Source organism: Mycolicibacterium wolinskyi str. Jessa 2025 (assembly GCF_049241375.1).
GTDB lineage: Bacteria > Actinomycetota > Actinomycetes > Mycobacteriales > Mycobacteriaceae > Mycobacterium > Mycobacterium wolinskyi.
This window is the reverse complement of the sequence record NZ_CP185960.1, coordinates 1,770,617-1,786,916: the sequence shown is the minus strand read 5'-3', so window position 1 is coordinate 1,786,916 and position 16,300 is coordinate 1,770,617. Positions and strand designations below refer to the sequence as shown.

The following is a 16,300-nucleotide window of genomic DNA, read 5'->3' as shown; positions in this document are numbered from 1 at the left end:
GCATTCTGGCATGTTTTTGACGATTGATGTCATTTATGCCACTGGCCGCACCTGCCTGCGGTCGGCGACAGTGATCGGGTGAGTCTGACGTTGAACCGCATTCACTGGGCGTGGGTCGTGGCCACGGTGAGTTTCGTGGCGATCCTCGGAGCGGCCGGCTTCCGGTCGATCCCCGGCGTGATGATGAATCCGCTGCACCACGAGTTCGGCTGGACGCACGGCACGGTCGGGCTCGCGATGTCGGTCAACATGATGTTGTACGGGCTGACGGCGCCGTTCGCGGCTGCGCTGATGGACCGCTTCGGCGTGCGGCCGGTGCTGACGGCGTCGTTGCTCATGATCGCGACGGGCTCGGCCTTGAGCATCACGATGACCGCCAGCTGGCAACTCGTGGTGTTGTGGGGCGTGCTGGTCGGCGTCGGCACCGGCTCGATCTCGATGGGGTTCGTCGCGACCATCGCGACCCGCTGGTTCGAACAGCGCCGCGGCCTGGTCACCGGCGTGCTCACCGCGGCAAGCGCGACGGGGCAGCTGATCTTCCTGCCGATCGTCGCGGCGGTGACCACGAGCCACGGCTGGCGGTGGGCCTCGTTGATCGTGGCGGCCGCCGCGCTGGCCGTCGTGCCGCTCGTCGCGGTGTTCATGCGCAACTACCCGAGCGACAAGGGCCTCGCCCCCTACGGTTCAGCTGCGGTCGGACCACCACCGGCCGTTCCGGCGAGCAGTTTCAAGGCCGCCTTCGACGGGCTGCGGATCGGCGCCAGGGTGCCGGCGTTCTGGCTTCTGGCGGCCAGCTTCGCGATCTGCGGCATGACCACCAATGGTCTGATCGCCACCCATTTCATCCCGGCCGCCAACGACCACGGCATGCCGACCACCGTCGCCGCGGGCCTGCTGGCCACGATCGGCATCCTCGACGTCGTCGGCACGGTGTTCTCGGGGTGGCTGACCGACCGGGTCGACCCCAGGCTCCTGCTGCTCATCTATTACGCGGGCCGGGGTGTGTCGCTGCTGCTGTTGCCATCGCTGCTCTCACCCCAAGCCGAACCGAGCACGTGGGTGTTCGTGATCTTCTACGGCCTGGACTGGGTCGCGACCGTGCCGCCGACGATCGTGCTGTGCCGGCACTACTTCGGCGACCGCACACCCGTGGTGTTCGGCTGGGTGTTCGCCTCCCATCAGATCGGCGCCGCCATCGCCGCCGCCGGAGCCGGCTGGCTGCGCGATTTGAACGGCAATTACGACATGGCCTTCTATTTGGCTGCGGGGCTGTGCTTCGTCGCAGCCGCATTCTCTGCCAGTATTGGGAAAGCCCAGGTCAAGGCCACAGAACCGGTATCTGCCGACAGCTCTGCTTTGCCGTAACCGTAACGTTGCCTTTAACATCCGATGCGGCGCCGCGGGGAACGCCGAGGCATTTTGTGCTTGCAGGTGCTCGCGTTCCGGCTGAATGGCGCGTCACCGGCAGCCGACGTACACAGGCCGGCATGAGCGGGAGGAACCCAGCAATGAACACTCGCACCAAGACCTTGGGGGTAGCCGCGGCGATCGCCGCGATTGCCACTTCGCTGCCCTTGGCGATCACCGCTTACGCCGAACCGGCGGAGCCCACCACCACGACGGCGGCGCCCGTGGTCGAGATTCCCGATCCGCACGGTTCGGGTTGTGACGCCTTCAAGACGGCACACCCCGAGTGGAAGAACCTGTCGGAGCAGCCTGCCGGCCAGGTCTTGGCCAGCCTCCCTGAGATCAGCACGTTCAACGCCGCGATCTCCGGCGGGTTGAACCCGGCAGTCAACATCGTGCCGGTGCTCGACAATGGCCCGTACGTGATCTTCGCGCCCACCAATGAGGCGTTCGCGGCGATGGAGCCCGGCAAGCTCGACGCGCTGAAGGCCGATCCCGCCGCGCTGACGAGCCTCGACTACTACCACGCGTTCCTCGGCCTGCTCGGCGCCGACGACGTCAAGGGTCAGCGGCCCACCCAGCAGGGTGCCGAGGTCAAGGTCACCGGCAAGGGCGGCGACATCAAGATCAACGACGTCGCCAAGCTGGTGTGCGGTCCCATCCAGGCCCAGAACGCCCGCATCTACCTGATCGACACGGTGCTGGATCCCAACTCCCCGCCCGCCCCGATCACCCCGGGTGTCTCGACCACGAGCAGCACGACGACGACCACGACGACCACCACGACCGAGCCTGCGCCGACGCCTGCGGCCGACGCCCCCATCGGCTGAGTTCTCACACGCGAAAAGCCCCCGAAACCGCGCGCGCTGTTTCGGGGGCTTTCGGGCGTTTGGGCCGGCTATAGGCCACGCTGGCGAGCCGGCTATAGGCCCAGGTCGCGGCCGATGATCTCCTTCATGATCTCGGTGGTGCCACCGAAGATCGTCTGGATGCGCCCGTCGACGTAGGCCCGCGCGACGCGGTACTCCATCATGTAGCCGTATCCGCCGTGCAACTGCACGCAGTTGTCGACGACCTTCTTGGCCACCTCGGTCGCCCACCACTTGGCCTTGGCCGCCTCGACCGCGGTCAACTCGCCGTCGACGACGGCCTGCAGGCAGCGGTCGATGTAGGTCTCGGTGACCTCAAGCTCGGTCTCCATCTCGGCGAGCAGGAACCGGTTGTGCTGGAAGCTGCCGATCGGCTGACCAAAAGCCTTGCGGTCCTTGGCATATTGCAGCGTCTCCTGCCATACCGCCCGCGCGCCCGCGACGGCCGAGATGGCGATCGAGAGCCGCTCCGAGGGCAGGTTGGTCATCAGGTGGTAGAAGCCGCGGCCCTCCTTGCCGAGCACGTTGGCGTTCGGCACGCGCACGTTCTCGAAGTGCAACTCGGAGGTGTCCTGGCTGTGCAGGCCCATCTTGTCGAGCTTGCGTCCGCGGCTGAAGCCCTCCATACCGCGCTCGACGACCAGCAGCGTGAATCCCTTGTGCCCGGCTTCCGGATCGGTGCGGGCGACCACGACGCACAGATCGCAGTTGATGCCCGAGGAGATGAATGTCTTGGAGCCGTTGACAATCCAGTCGTCACCGTCGCGCACCGCCGAGGTCCGGATGCCCGCCAGGTCACTGCCCGCGCCCGGCTCGGTCATCGCGATCGCGATGATCAGCTCGCCGCTGGCGATGCCGGGCAGCCACCGCTTCTTCTGCTCGTCGTTGGCCAGTTCTTTGAAGTACGGGCCGACGACGTCGTTGTGCAGGCTCAGCGCCGGGCCGTGCACGCCCGATTTCGCCATCTCCTCGTCGATGATCGCGTTGAAGCGGAAGTCATCTGAGCCGCCGCCCCCGAACTCCTCGGGCATGTTGAAACCGATCACGCCGTACTTGCCCGCGGCGGTGTAGGCCGACCGGTCGACGATGCGCTCGGCTTCCCACTTCTCGGAGTGCGGGACGAGCTCGCGCTCGATGTATTCCTTGACGGTCTCGCGGAACGCCTCGTGTTCGGCGGTGTAGATCTGTCGCTTCACGGTGTCACTTCGCCTTCCAAACAGGCTGACGCTTCTCGGCGAACGCCAACGGTCCTTCTTTGGCATCTTCGGTCTGCAGCAGGGTCGCGAACTCGCGGTTGGTGCGCTTCCAGCCCGGCTGATCGCCGGGCACGCCGCCGTCTTCGGCGCCGTATGCGACGCGCTTGCTGGCCTGGACGGCCAGCGGTGCGTTGCCCGTGATCCGTTCGGCCAGTTTGAGTGCCGCGTCCAGCACGGTGCCGTCGGGCACCACCTGGTTGATCAGGCCCCACCGCAACGCGTCGGCCGCGGTGATCGGCTCACCGGTGAACAGCAACTCCATCGCGACCTTGCGGGGCAGTTGTTCGGCGATGCGGAACACCCCGCCCGCACCCGCGATCAACCCCCGTTTGACCTCTGGCAGGCCGAATTTCGCGCGTTCCTCGGCCACCACGAGGTCACTGGCCAGGGCCAGCTCGGTGCCACCGCCCAGTGCGGTGCCGTTGACCGCGGCGATCGTCGGTTTGTCGATGAAGTGGCTGACGTAGCCGGCGAATCCGTACTCCGGGTGGTCGGGGTGGAAAAGGTTCTCGCCACGGGAAATGGCTTTGAGATCGGCACCCGCGCAGAACGACTTGTCGCCCGCACCGGTGAGGATCACCGCGCGCACCTCTGGACGTTCTGAGCGTCCGCCAGCGCGTCGCCGACGGCGATGCTCACCGACGAGTTGACGGCGTTGCGTGCCTCAGGCCGGTTGATCGTGATGATGAGGACGTTGCCATTGCGCTCGACGATGGCGCCGGGCTGAGATTCGGTCACAACAACTCCAGGATAGTCGCGTTGGCCTGGCCGCCACCCTCACACATGGTCTGCAGGCCGTACTGAATTCCGTTGTCGCGCATGTGGTACAGCAGCGTGGTCATGATGCGCGCACCGGATCCGCCGAGCGGGTGGCCCAGGGCGATCGCACCGCCGTTGGGGTTGAGCTTCTTTTCGTCGGCACCGATGTCCTTGAGCCAGGCCATCGGAACGGGCGCGAACGCCTCGTTGACCTCGAAGGCGCCGATCTGATCGATGCTCAGCCCCGACTTCTTGAGTGCCTTCTGCGTCGCCGGGATGGGCGCGGTCAGCATGATCACCGGGTCGGCGCCGGCCAGGACCGCAGTGTGCACGCGGGCCAGCGGCTTGAGGCCGAGTTCCTTGGCCTTCTCGGCCGACATGAACAGCAGCGCGGCCGAGCCGTCGGAGATCTGGCTGGAGTTACCGGCGTGAATCACGCCGTCCTCCTTGAACGCCGGCTTGAGCTGGCCCATCTTCTCCAGCGTCGTGCCGCGGCGGATGCCCTCGTCCTTCAGCACGGGATTGCCGTCCTGGTCCTTGATCGCCACGATCTGGTCATCGAATGCGCCGGAATCCTGTGCCGCGGCGGCCTTTTCGTGCGAGTCGAGGGAGAACTGGTCGAGCGTGGCACGGTCGAAGCCCCACTGCTCGGCGATCATCTCGGCACCGATGCCCTGGTTCGGGGTCTGGCTGTAGCGGCCCTGGAACGCTTCGGGGTAGGGATGCCCGCCGTTGGCGAGCGACGCGCCCATCGGGGTGCGCGACATCGACTCGACGCCACCGGCGACCACGATGTCATAGTGGCCTGCGACCACGCCCGCCGCGGCGAAGTGCACCGACTGCTGGCTCGATCCGCACTGGCGGTCGACGGTCACGCCGGGGACGGACTCGGGCCACCCGGCGGTCAGCACCGCGGTGCGGCCGATGTCGAGCGCCTGCTCGCCGGCCTGCATCACGCAACCCCAGATGACGTCGTCGACGAGCGCCGGATCGACCCCGGCTCGGCTCACCAGACCATTGAGCACCTGCGCGGAGAGCTCGGCGGGGTGGACACCCGACAAGCCGCCATTGCGCTTGCCAACGGGTGATCGGACGGCCTCGACGATGACGGCTTCAGCCATGACTTCTCCTTCATTGGATCGGCTTCACGCCCAACGTAAACGAACATGGTTTACTAGGTCAACCTACTGGTTGGTAGAGCTTGAGCTCGCGGAATGTGCGCCTACGCGCCGTCCGCCGCCGCGGCGAGTTCGTCGCGGAAATCGGGATGCGCGATGGCCGCCAGCGCATGTCCGCGCTCCCGCACCGACAGGCCTTCCAGCTCGGCGGCGCCGTACTCGGTGACGATGACGTCGACGTGGTGGCGAGGCGTCGTGATGACCGCCCCCGGCCCGAACTGCGTCACGATCCGCGAGCGCAGGACGCCGTCCTTTGAAAACGTCGACGGCAGGCAGATCAGCGACCGATCCGACAGCTCGAGTCCGGTGCCCGCGACGAAGTCCTCGGCGCCACCGATACCGCTGAACTGCTTGCCGTCGATCGTGTCCGCCACCACCTGGCCCTGGATGTCCACCGCGAGCGCACCGTTGATCGACATCATGTTGTGGTTGGCGCCGATCACCTCCGGCGCGTTCACGATCTCCACGGGCAGAAACGCGACGGACTTGTTGCCGTCGAGCCATTCGTAGAGCTCCGGCGAGCCCAACGCGAACGTCGTGACGCTCACGCCGTCGTACTGTCCCTTCGCGGAGTTGCTGACCTTGCCCGCGCGGTGCAGCTGCATGCACCCGTCGGTGAACATCTCGCTGTGCAGCCCGTAGTCGCCGCCGTCGCCTTCGGCCAAGAGCGTGGCGATCTGGCTCGGAATCGAGCCGATACCCGTCTGCAGGGTGGCACCGGAGTGGATGAACCCGACGGCGTGGCGCGCGATGGCCTTGTCGTCGTCGGTCGGCGGGGGTCCGGGCAAGGCCAGCGGCGCGTCGGTCGAGTGCACCATGACGTCGATCTCGTCGACGTGCAGCGCATGGCGGTGCTGCTCACCGAATCCGTAAGTCCTGGGGTAGCCGTCGGACACCTCGACGACCAGCATCCGCTCGGGATCGGCTCCGGCACGGCGCAATTCGTCGACCGTGCCACCGGCGTGCAGCGACAACGAGCACCACCCGTCGGCATCGGGCGGCGTGGCCACCGTCGTCATGACCCGCGGCGACCGCTGTTGCAACAACGGACCGAAACGACGGAAATCCGCTGGGGTGAACTCGATGTCGGCACCGCTGTCGCACAGTGCCCGCTCCAGCGGGCCATAGAAACCGGACAGATAGTGAACACCCTTGCGGGAGAACAGCTCTGTGCCCACCGCCAGCAGCGCGCCGTAGACCCGCAAGTCCGTCCAATCCGTGCGCGTTCCGAGCGCGCGCAGGAAGGCGGGCGGTTGACCGGGGCCGAGCGGTATGCCCAGCGTGTCGGTGGACTCCAGCCGCATGGCGGCCTCTTCGGGGGTCAACTCCTGTGGCATGGCCGACACCCTGCCATGCCCGCATGCGACGTGAGCGAATTTGCGGAGTAGTTTCTCCGCCGTTGGCGTTGCTGTTACGCACGCGCCGCTGCAGCCCAGCAACGTACTGTGGCCAGCAAGGGTGGCCGTCGCCGGCAACGCCTCGGGCGCCTGCCGGTTTCCGCCCGGCCATACCGTTCCATCCAGCCGCACCCGCCGCACATGGTTTACTGAGTTGCACAGCTGAGCTGCAGCGAAGACGACCGACAAGGAGGTGCAGTGGCTCGCAGTACACCCTTGGCCCCGATGATCGGGCCGGACGCTGTCGCGTCCCGGGCCGCCGTCCGGTCACCCAAGACCGCCGAACTCGTCGCGGGCACCTTACGGCGCATGGTCGTCGAAGGACAGCTCAAGGACGGCGACTTCCTGCCCAACGAAGCCGAGCTGATGAGCCACTTCGGCGTGAGCCGCCCGACCCTGCGTGAGGCCGTGCGCGTGCTCGAGTCGGAGCGTCTGGTCGAGGTCCGGCGCGGCTCGCGCACGGGCGCCCGCGTTCGGGTACCCGGCCCGGAAATCGTCGCCCGCCCGGCCGGCTTGCTGCTCGAGCTGTCGGGCGCCGACATCGCCGACCTCATGGTGGCCCGCGCGGCGATCGAGCCGATGGCCGCCCGGCTGCTGGCCGAGAACGGCACCGAAGAGGCGTTCGCCGAGCTCGACCGGATGTTGGAGGAACACATCCCGGCCGACTGGCAGTCCGATCGGCTGGCCGAGACCACCGGCGATTTTCACCGCCGCGTCGTCGAATTGTCGGGCAACGCCACCCTCGGCATCATCGCCGGCATGCTGTACGAGATCACCGTGCGTCACACCGCGTTTCTGTTCAAGGAACGACGCCCGGTGTCCAAGGCGGACTACGAGAAGCTCATGCGGTCCTACCGCAAGCTCATCCAGATCGTGCGCTCCGGCGACGGCGACGCCGCCGAAGCGCACTGGCGCAAGCACCTCGACACCGCTCGCGATCTGCTGTTGCAGGGGATTGAGACGGTGAAGGTGCGGGATGTGATGGGCTGAGTAGCTTGCGGATCAGCCCCGACCAGATGGGTTAGTCCGGCCATATCGCGAGCCGTGCGTCGGTGTCGCGCCAACCGTTGGCGGTCTTCCAACGCATCGGCAGTAGCCGGTAGCGCCAGCTGCCCGGCGGCCCGTCCGGACCGACGTGATCGACGGTGATCGAGATGAGGTCGGCCGCAAGGTGTTTGGCGTGTGTTTCCAGGTAGATGCCGGCCTCGTCGTCGAGGTCGGGCATCAGCTCACCGAACAGCAGCCGGGGCCCTGGTGCCCGATGGAGCAGCACGCACTGCCGGCGTTGCGGGCAGTGGCCCGCGCGGATGGTGGCAGTGCAACGGGTGTCGACACTGCCCAGATCGCTTGTCAGCCGCCCGGACTCGTCGATCCACACCGCGACCGGGTCAGGCGGTGGCGTGGTCATCTCGTTCGACGTGCACGGGCACAGTGTCGTCCCACGGCTGCCGCGTGACCATATCGGCGACGTTGACGTAGCCGCGCTCGAATTCGCCGGTCGCGGCGTCCACGAGCCGGTACTGCTGGGTCTGGCGATGGATCGGCTGGGCGTCGAGCATCACGATCCGCACCTCCCCCGGCTCGAATCCACACCGCTTCTGCAGCGCCGCCACGAGTTGCTCGTTGCTCATGTGGCCGTCGCCGAAATTCCAGCCGATCGCGGTGGACACGATGCGTTCGCCGTCCGTGAGCGTGTAGTCGTCCTCGTTCTGGCCTGCCATTGCCCGGTGCGCGAGGGTGAACAGGGCGCGGCCGTGAGTGTTGAAGGAGCGGAACGCATATCCCATGTACAGGTACATCTGCGCGGTCTCCGGGCTGCCGTAGTACCGCTCCATCTGGGCCGCCGGCATGCTGGCGATCGCGACGATCCCGTTCTCGATCTTCTCGGCGGCCGACGGCTTGACGCACCACAGTGAGGTGTCCCAATTGCCGGCGTAGTACCGCATCCCAGGCAGGAAGGAAACCTTGCGCGGGAACAGGTTTCCGATCGCCACGGTGCCCGCGACCACCACGAACAGGACGATGGGCCAGGGGCTCTGCAGGTCGCCGAGCCCGATGCCAGCGTGGCCGACGAACAACGTCAGCACCGAGAACATCATGAAGACGTTCCACTCCAGCGGCACACCCATCGGGATCGACGACAGGATCCCGAAGTGGAAGCACAGCATGACGAACGCGGCGATCGCGGTCGCCCAGCCGCCGTGCGAGAAGAACAGGACGAGCGGCACGAGCCCTTCGATCACGGTCGAGAAGTGCGCCAGGAACCGCGATGCCCGCCCCGGCCGCAGGTCGTCGGGGAAGTGCTCGAAGAACTTCCGCTTGATCCAGCGGGGCCGGAACACCGGGTTGTTGCTCATCATCGTCGAGATGACGAACGGGAAGTGCTTGTTGAGCTTGGAGGTCGCCGCACCGATCCAGATGACCAGGCACACGAGCTTGGCGGCGATGATCATGTCCACGCCCGCGAACAGGAAAGCCACGGTGAACGACCCGTACACCTCACCGCGGGCCGCCAGGAAGATCACCTTGTCCCGCAGACCGAGCACGGCGAGCAGGCCGAGCACCGCCCAGATCTGCCACATCGGCAGCACGCCGACTTCGGAGCCGAGTGCGGGGACGGGGCCGGTGCCGTCGGAGAAGATGGCGATCACCAAAACCACCAGCAACGCCCCGTACAGCGCGGCGTCGAACGGGGTGCGCGTATCCCCCTTGGTCAGCGGAACCCGGTCGGGCCACGGCGGCAGCCGGATGGTTCCCGGCCGCAGCCAGTACAGGATCGAGCCCATCGGCGGGAAGAAGCGGTTGTTGAGCGGCCCGAAACCACAGCCCAGCCCGACGACCTCGAAGAGCATCGTGAACAGCACGACCTTCTGGAAGACGATCGGCTCGGTGTACCAGTGCGCGACGTCGGTGAATCCGTCGATGCCGTCCGTCGTCAGGACCACGAGCCACGCCGCGAGGATGTAGCCCAGGATCTTGACGACATAGAACAGGTGCAGCACCACGGGTGTGCCGAAGCCGACCTCGGCCCAGTGCCGGGCCATCGGACGGATCTTCTCGGCGCGCGTGCCCTTGCTCCACTCCTCGAAATCGACGACGGGCGCGTCCTGCTTGAGAAACCCCATGCCGGTCAGATTAGAACGTGTTCTAGTCTCGGGGAAGTCGTTCTGGCATGTCGGCCGCGCGCATCATCGGCGGATGCAGCAATCGCAGGCCGCCACGCCGGTAGAGCTGGGCCGGGCGGCCGCCGTCGCGGGTGGTGGTGTGGCCGGTCGGCACCAGGAATCCGTCGGCCCCGGTGACCTTGCGGTGGAAGTTCCGGCTGTCCAGTGTTGTGCCCCAGACGATCTCGTAGACGCGGCGTAGTTCGGCGACGGTGAATTCGTCGGGGCAGAAGGTCGTCGCCAGCGGCGTGTATTCGATCTTGGCGCGGGCTCGCTCGATGCCGTCGGCCAGGATTCGATCGTGGTCGAACGCCAGCCGCCCGGGCGACAGGTCGGCCACCGGCGCCCACCGCGCACCGGCGGCGTCGCCGCCCGCCGTGGGCAGCGGCAGGTCGGGCGCGAGCCCGAGATAGGCCACCGTGATCACCCGCATACGTGGATCGCGTTGCGGTGCACCATAGCTCGCCAGTTGCTCGAGATGCAGGCGCTCGGCGACCAGGCCGGTCTCCTCGACGAGTTCGCGCGTCGCCGCCTGGTCCAGATCTTCGTCCGGCCGGACGAACCCGCCCGGCAATGCCCATTGGCCCGCGTAGGGCGCCTCCCCTCGCCGGATCACGAGCGCACACAACTCATCGTCGCGGATCGTCAGCGCCACCAGGTCGACGGTGACGGCGACGGACGGATAGCTCCCCGGGTCGTACGACACACAGCCACGCTAATCGTCATGTTGACGAAAAGCCAGACACGGGCTTATCGTCAATCTGACGAAAACAAGGAGGTGGCCACAATGGCCGTAATCACCCGCTATCCGCTCGTACGTCACCTGCGCGTGGAACCCACCGCCCACATTCGGGCACTGCGCCGCGGCAAGCTCGTGCAGGACGGGCCGGGCCTGGCGTTCTGGTTCCGCCCGCTCACGGCGGCGATGTCCGAAATCCCCATGGACGACCGGGAATTGCCCGTGCTGTTCCATGCCAGGACTGCCGATTTCCAAGATGTCGCGGTACAGGCGACCGTCACCTACCGCATCGTCGATCCCACGCTGGCCGCCCAGCGCATCGACTTCTCGATCGACACCGAGACGGGTGCCTGGCGAGCGGCTCCGCTGGAACAGGTGGCCGGGTTGCTGACGGAATCCGCGCAGCAGCACGGCCTCGACCTACTCGCCCGGACGACGCTGACTTCGGCGCTGGTCGACGGCATCAGCGCGGTGCGCAAGCGCATGGTCGACGGGCTGGCCGCCGACACCCGGCTCGCCGAGACCGGTATCACCGTGATCGGGGTTCGGGTCGTGGCGATCCGCCCGGAGCCCGAGGTCGAACGCGCGCTCCAGACCCCGACGCGGGAGCAGGTGCAGCAAGAGGCCGACAAGGCCACGTTCGAGCGGCGCGCGCTGGCGGTGGAACGAGAACGCGCCATCGGCGAGAACGAGCTGCAGACCAAGATCGAGCTGGCCCGCCGCGAGGAGGAGCTCGTCGCGCAGAACGGCGCCAACGACCGGCTCAAGACGCAGGAGGCGTGGGCCTCCGACGCGATCGCCACCGAGGCGAAAGCCAAGCGCGAGGTGGCCCTGGCCGAAGCCAAGGCACAAGCCGCCCGGCTGGTGGGCGAGGCGGAAGCGGCGGCGGAGACGGCCCGGCTCGCGGCGTACCGGGATCTCAGCGATGCCACGATGCTGGGTCTGGCGGTCAAAGAACTGGCCGCCAATCTGCCCAAGATCGAGCACCTGGTGCTGACGCCGGATCTGCTGGCACCGGTTCTGACCCGGCTCGGTGCGTCATGACGCTGCCGCCGCGCGTGGTGCTCGTGCACCGCCGCACCGAACTCGACGATGCCCTCGCCCGGCACGGCACGCACGGCCAGGCCGCGTTCTTCCTGTCCACCCGCGGCCGCAGCATCCACGAACTCGAAACACGGCACAGCCGCAATCAATCGGCCCTGGCCACCGTCGCCGCCGCCATCCCGGCGGACTGGCGACGTGGCCGGGTCGAGCGCGCGGATCTCTCGCGGTTCCTGTTCGAGCCCGGCGACATCGTGGTCGTCGTCGGGCAGGACGGCCTGGTGGCCAACGTCGCGAAGTACCTCGACGGCCAGCCCGTCATCGGCGTCAACCCCGAGCCGGACCGCAACGCCGGGGTTCTGGTGCCGCACACGCCGGAGTCGGCCGGCCCGCTGATGCGGGCCGCGGTGCACGAGGGCGCGAACGTCGAACTGCGCACCATGGTGCAAGCCGCCACCGACGACGGTCAGCGTCTGCTCGCGGTCAACGAGATCTTCGTCGGCCACGCAAGCCATCAGACCGCGCGCTACCGGCTCGGGTTGCCCGACGGCCGGGCCGAGCGACAGGCGTCGTCGGGGCTGATCGTCTCCACGGGCACCGGCGCCACCGGGTGGTGCCGCTCGGTGTGGCAGGCCAGGCGCAGCGACGTCGTCCTGCCGGAGCCCGCCGAGCCCCGGCTGGCGTGGTTCGTCCGCGAGGCCTGGCCCTCTCCGGCGACGGGCACGGGGCTGGTCGAAGGCGAACTCATCGCCGCCGAACTGACGGTCGACGTGGAATCGGACCGGTTGGTGGCGTTCGGAGACGGAATCGAATCCGACACGCTCACGCTGTCGTGGGGCCAACGGGTTTCGGTGCGCGTGGCCGAGCAGCGGCTGCGGCTCGTGCACTCCTGATCGCCACAAGGCACGATGGGCCGGTGCGCTACGTCGTGTTCCCCGGCCGTCATCATGTCCTGACCCGGTTCCAGGCTCGGTACCTGGCCGAGCTCGCGCCAGACGCGACCGTGATCTGGGCCGTCACCAGTGCCAATCACCAGAACACCCGCCGCAATCCGGTGCCGGCGAACCGCCGCGAAGCCGCGATCGAACTGTTCTCCCACATCGAGGGCATCCGCTCGCTCGTCGTACCGATCGTCGACGTCGCGCCCGACGACCGGTTCGCCGAGATCACGCTCAAGGCCATCGCCCACGCGACCGGGATCGAACCCGAACCGACCGACACCGTGGTGGCCTGCTCAACGCCGGCGGTCGCCGAACTGTATGCGCGGCTGGGCTTTTCGATCGCACCGGTGGAGCGCGATCATCCCGACAGCCCGCCGTATCCGTGGCAGCTTCTGGAGCGGGTCGCGACCGGCGGCGTGTGGCGCGACGAGGCCCATCCCGCCACGTTGGACGTGTTCGACCGTTATGGCCTGGCCGACCACATCGCCGCGATCAGTGCGGACCCGATCGTCAGTTCAGAGGGATCGCTGACCGAGACCCGCGACTACCGTTCCTACAGCGCGGCATTCGACGCGGCGGCCGAACGCAAGTGGGCGCAGGCCCGGCCCTACGTGCGGGCGGGCCGGATCGTCGACATCGGCTGCGCGGCAGGCGGCATGCTCGAACTCATCGCGGCCGACGCCGAGTTACGCGAATCCGATCTGTACGGCATCGAGGTGGCGCGGCACCTGTTCGAGGAGTGCCAGCACCGCAAATCTCAGGGCGTCTTCGCCAACCCGAACACCTTTTTCTACCAACGCAATATCTTGGCCGGCCCGGTCTTCGGCGACGCCAGCATCGACACCACGCTCACGTTCGCGCTGACGCACGAGATCTACAGCTACGGCGACGGGATGGCGTCGCTGCGCACATTCGCCGAGACCATCGCCAAGCACACCGCGCCCGGCGGGGTGTGGATCAACTCCGACGTGTGCGGTCCGGACGATCCGGATCGACCGGTGCGCTTGGTCTTTCACCAACCCGGCCTCGATCACGCCGCGGTCGATCTGACAACGTTCGACGATGTGCCCGGTTATCTGACCCCGCTGTCACCGGCCGCCCGATTCGAGCAGTTCGCCAACGACTTCCGGCGCAACTCCGGTGTGCCGTTCGACTACGACGTCGTCGACGACCGCACCGTGGCGCTGCGCCTCGCCGATGCGATGGAGTTCCTGACGCGGTTCTCCTACGTCGACAACTGGCTGTCGGAGACCCACGAGCAGTTCTGCGCACTGTCGTGGGCGGACTGGGTGGCGTTGGCCGGCGAGGTGGGATTGCATGTCGACCCGCGCTCGGGTGCGTGGCGCAACGACTGGCTCGTGCAAAACGTCTTCGATCCGGCCGCCGCACTGTGCGACGACGACGGCAACCGGCTGGACTGGCCGGCCACGCATGTCTTGCTCGCGGCCACTGCACTTCACTAGCCGACGAGACTACGGTTTGTGACGGAAACCGCCCGTAATTCGTCAGAAACCGTAGTCTCGGCGAGCCCGGGCGTCAGGACTTGACCGGCGGGCGGAAGAAGATCGCCAACTGGCCGATGCCGCCGGCCAGGCCCAGCACTGCCGCGATCGCCAGGCCCCACCAGCCGTGCAGGTAGTCGTAGAAGCCGGTACCCGCGAACAACACGTAATCGAGGCTGTAGCGCCCCGCACCGGTGCCCGCGATCGCGACCGCCGCCACCGCCAGGATCAGGTTGTACTCCCAGCCCTCCTTGACGATGAAGAAGCCGTTGGCACGGTGCACGGTCCACGCCGCCACCAGCATGAGCGCGACGAACCCCGCCGCGGGCACGGGCGTCAGCAGGCCGAGCGCCAGGCCCAGACCAGCGGTGATCTCGGTGGTGGCGGCCACCCGGGCATGGAACATGCCCGGCTTCATGCCGATGCTCTCGAACCAGCCTGCGGTGCCGGGGATCCGCCCACCGCCGAAGAACTTGTTGTAGCCGTGTGCGGCCATGGTCAGCCCCAGGACCACCCGCAGAATCAGGATCGCAGCATCAGCAGCCATGTAACAGAATTTAGGCCATGTGTTAAGTCGCTGCCCAGCCCCCGTCCACACTGAGGATCACGCCGTGGATGTTCGCGGCGTCGTCGCCGGCCAAGAACACCACGGCAGCGGCGACCTCCTCGGGCGTGCTCATCCGCCGCGACGGGATGCGAGCCAGAACCGGGGCGACCTCGTCGGCCACGTCGGCGGCACGTTCGGTGGCGGTCGGGCCGGGAGCCACCGCGTTGACCCGCACACCCCGTGGGCCGTACTCGGCCGCCCACGACTTCGTCAGCGAGTGCACGGCCGCCTTCGTCGAGTTGTACAGAGCCGACTTGTCACCACCGATGAGGCCGGTGATCGAGCCGATGTTGACGACGGCACCGTGGCCACGCTCGGCCATCGCCGGCGCCAGCGCACCGGTGAGCAGGAACGGTGCGATGACGTTGGTTCGGTAGGACGCCAGCAGGGTCTGCTCGGAGATCTCCTCGGACGGCTCCGGCATCGCCCACAACGCGGCGTTGTTGACCAGGATGTCGAGCTGCCCGCCCGCGGCCGCGACCGCCTGCTCGGCCAGCCGGCGCACCTCGGGCTCCCCGGCACCGAGGTCGGCGGCGACGAATTCGGCCCGGCCGCCCGCGGCGCGAATATCGGCGACGACGGCGTCGCCCCGCTCCTTGTCACGGCCACTGACGACGACGAACGCACCCTCGGCCGCCAACGCCGCCGCGACAGCGACGCCAAGGCCTCCGGTGGACCCGGTGATCAATGCGGTGTGGCCCGCAAGCCGCGTAATGTTTGGACTCATGAGTCCAGGTGTACTGCCATGAAAATGGACCTGCAAGTCCAGAAATTCACCGCCAAAGGCGAGGCCACCCGGCGGCGCATCATCGAGGGCGCGGCGGCCGAGATTCGCAGCCTGGGCGTGGCCGAGACCACGCTCGACGACATCCGGGCCCGCACGCAGACCTCCAAAAGCCAGCTGTTCCACTACTTCCCGGACGGCAAGGACGAGCTTCTGCTCGCGGTGGCCCAGCACGAGGCGAAGATGGTGCTCGAAGATCAACAGCCCTACCTGGGTGAGTTGACGTCGTGGGCGGCGTGGCAGCGCTGGCGTGACGCGGTGGTCGACCGCTACCGGCGGCAAGGCCAGAGTTGTCCGCTCAGCATGCTGATGTCGGAGATCGGCCGCACCACGCCGGGCGCCCAAGCGGTCACCAAAGCCCTACTGCGCCAATGGCATGACGAGATCACCGCAGGCATCCAGTCGATGCAGGCACAAGGCAAGGTAGCCGGCGATGTGGACGCGGACCGGGTGGGCGCCGCGTTGCTGGCCGGTATCCAGGGCGGCGTCGGAATCATGCTGGCCACGGGCGACCTGAGCTACTTGGAGGCGGCGCTCGATACCGGTATCGGAAATCTACGGAAATCCTGACGGTTCGTTCAATCTTCAACCAATATGTTGACTATGGGCGTGATGGCATGGTGTGCTGGGCGAACAAACATTCAACAAAACTGTTG

At 67.3% G+C, this 16,300-nt stretch carries 15 protein-coding genes and 1 pseudogene; 7 read left to right on the top strand and 9 right to left on the bottom strand.

Annotation, left to right across the window (positions count from 1 at the left end):
* Window positions 1-78: 78 nt before the first annotated feature.
* Together ACOI2T_RS08960 and ACOI2T_RS08955 are read left to right on the top strand one after the other, a co-directional pair.
* Window positions 79-1,365 (top strand): MFS transporter, encoded by a 1,287-nt coding sequence (locus tag ACOI2T_RS08960; RefSeq protein ID WP_409503232.1) that lies wholly within the window; start codon window positions 79-81, stop codon window positions 1,363-1,365.
* Window positions 1,366-1,508: 143 nt separating this feature from the next.
* Entirely contained in the window at window positions 1,509-2,237 is a 729-nt protein-coding gene (locus tag ACOI2T_RS08955) for a fasciclin domain-containing protein (RefSeq protein ID WP_067850608.1), read from the top strand.
* 92 nt (window positions 2,238-2,329) lie between these two features.
* Here ACOI2T_RS08955 and ACOI2T_RS08950 read toward each other — a convergent pair whose 3' ends face one another.
* The 4 genes and pseudogenes from ACOI2T_RS08950 to ACOI2T_RS08935 all read right to left on the bottom strand — a co-directional run bounded on the left by ACOI2T_RS08950 (window position 2,330) and on the right by ACOI2T_RS08935 (window position 6,806).
* Window positions 2,330-3,472, bottom strand: a complete 1,143-nt coding sequence (locus tag ACOI2T_RS08950; RefSeq protein WP_409503233.1) for an acyl-CoA dehydrogenase family protein — start codon at window positions 3,470-3,472, stop codon at window positions 2,330-2,332.
* 4 nt (window positions 3,473-3,476) lie between these two features.
* Window positions 3,477-4,270, bottom strand: a pseudogene (locus ACOI2T_RS08945) (crotonase/enoyl-CoA hydratase family protein).
* The gene (locus tag ACOI2T_RS08940) at window positions 4,267-5,412 is read right to left on the bottom strand and encodes a thiolase family protein (protein WP_067850603.1); all 1,146 of its coding nucleotides are present in this window, start codon (window positions 5,410-5,412) and stop codon (window positions 4,267-4,269) included. The pseudogene ACOI2T_RS08945 and the gene ACOI2T_RS08940 overlap by 4 nt, the downstream one beginning before the upstream one ends.
* A gap of 101 nt (window positions 5,413-5,513) precedes the next feature.
* Window positions 5,514-6,806, bottom strand: a complete 1,293-nt coding sequence (locus ACOI2T_RS08935) for an acetyl-CoA hydrolase/transferase family protein (protein WP_409503234.1) — start codon at window positions 6,804-6,806, stop codon at window positions 5,514-5,516.
* 258 nt (window positions 6,807-7,064) lie between these two features.
* Here ACOI2T_RS08935 and ACOI2T_RS08930 point away from each other — a divergent pair, with 258 nt between their 5' ends.
* Window positions 7,065-7,856, top strand: coding sequence for a FadR/GntR family transcriptional regulator (locus ACOI2T_RS08930; protein WP_067850598.1), 792 nt, complete (start codon window positions 7,065-7,067; stop codon window positions 7,854-7,856).
* 31 nt (window positions 7,857-7,887) lie between these two features.
* Here ACOI2T_RS08930 and ACOI2T_RS08925 read toward each other — a convergent pair whose 3' ends face one another.
* Genes ACOI2T_RS08925 through ACOI2T_RS08915 form a run of 3 tightly spaced genes read right to left on the bottom strand, consistent with a single transcriptional unit; the run spans window position 7,888 to window position 10,736 of the window.
* Window positions 7,888-8,274 carry a hypothetical protein gene (locus tag ACOI2T_RS08925; RefSeq protein WP_409503235.1) on the bottom strand — a complete coding sequence of 129 codons (387 nt, stop codon included), beginning with the start codon at window positions 8,272-8,274 and terminating at the stop codon, window positions 7,888-7,890.
* Entirely contained in the window at window positions 8,255-9,991 is a 1,737-nt protein-coding gene (locus ACOI2T_RS08920) for a DUF3556 domain-containing protein (protein WP_409503236.1), read from the bottom strand. Before ACOI2T_RS08920 ends, ACOI2T_RS08925 begins: the two co-directional genes overlap by 20 nt.
* A gap of 22 nt (window positions 9,992-10,013) precedes the next feature.
* Window positions 10,014-10,736, bottom strand: coding sequence for an NUDIX hydrolase (locus tag ACOI2T_RS08915; RefSeq protein WP_409503237.1), 723 nt, complete (start codon window positions 10,734-10,736; stop codon window positions 10,014-10,016).
* Between the two features lie 81 nt (window positions 10,737-10,817).
* On the opposite strand from ACOI2T_RS08915, the gene ACOI2T_RS08910 reads away from it, so the two are divergent.
* Genes ACOI2T_RS08910 through ACOI2T_RS08900 form a run of 3 tightly spaced genes read left to right on the top strand, consistent with a single transcriptional unit; the run spans window position 10,818 to window position 14,214 of the window.
* Window positions 10,818-11,813, top strand: coding sequence for an SPFH domain-containing protein (locus tag ACOI2T_RS08910; protein ID WP_085143920.1), 996 nt, complete (start codon window positions 10,818-10,820; stop codon window positions 11,811-11,813).
* Window positions 11,810-12,703, top strand: coding sequence for an NAD(+)/NADH kinase (locus ACOI2T_RS08905; RefSeq protein WP_409503238.1), 894 nt, complete (start codon window positions 11,810-11,812; stop codon window positions 12,701-12,703). Before ACOI2T_RS08910 ends, ACOI2T_RS08905 begins: the two co-directional genes overlap by 4 nt.
* Window positions 12,704-12,726: 23 nt before the next feature.
* Window positions 12,727-14,214: a class I SAM-dependent methyltransferase gene (locus tag ACOI2T_RS08900; RefSeq protein ID WP_409503239.1), complete on the top strand. Its 1,488-nt coding sequence runs from the start codon at window positions 12,727-12,729 to the stop codon at window positions 14,212-14,214.
* A gap of 73 nt (window positions 14,215-14,287) precedes the next feature.
* Here the strand turns inward: ACOI2T_RS08900 and ACOI2T_RS08895 are convergent, their stop codons facing one another.
* Both ACOI2T_RS08895 and ACOI2T_RS08890 read right to left on the bottom strand, forming a co-directional pair.
* On the bottom strand, window positions 14,288-14,800 hold the full coding sequence (locus ACOI2T_RS08895) for a DoxX family protein (protein WP_409503240.1): 513 nt from the start codon (window positions 14,798-14,800) through the stop codon (window positions 14,288-14,290).
* Between the two features lie 22 nt (window positions 14,801-14,822).
* Window positions 14,823-15,587, bottom strand: a complete 765-nt coding sequence (locus tag ACOI2T_RS08890) for an SDR family NAD(P)-dependent oxidoreductase (protein WP_409503241.1) — start codon at window positions 15,585-15,587, stop codon at window positions 14,823-14,825.
* Window positions 15,588-15,611: 24 nt separating this feature from the next.
* Between ACOI2T_RS08890 and ACOI2T_RS08885 the strand changes: the two genes are divergently transcribed.
* Window positions 15,612-16,214, top strand: coding sequence for a TetR/AcrR family transcriptional regulator (locus tag ACOI2T_RS08885; protein WP_409503393.1), 603 nt, complete (start codon window positions 15,612-15,614; stop codon window positions 16,212-16,214).
* Window positions 16,215-16,300: the final 86 nt, after the last annotated feature.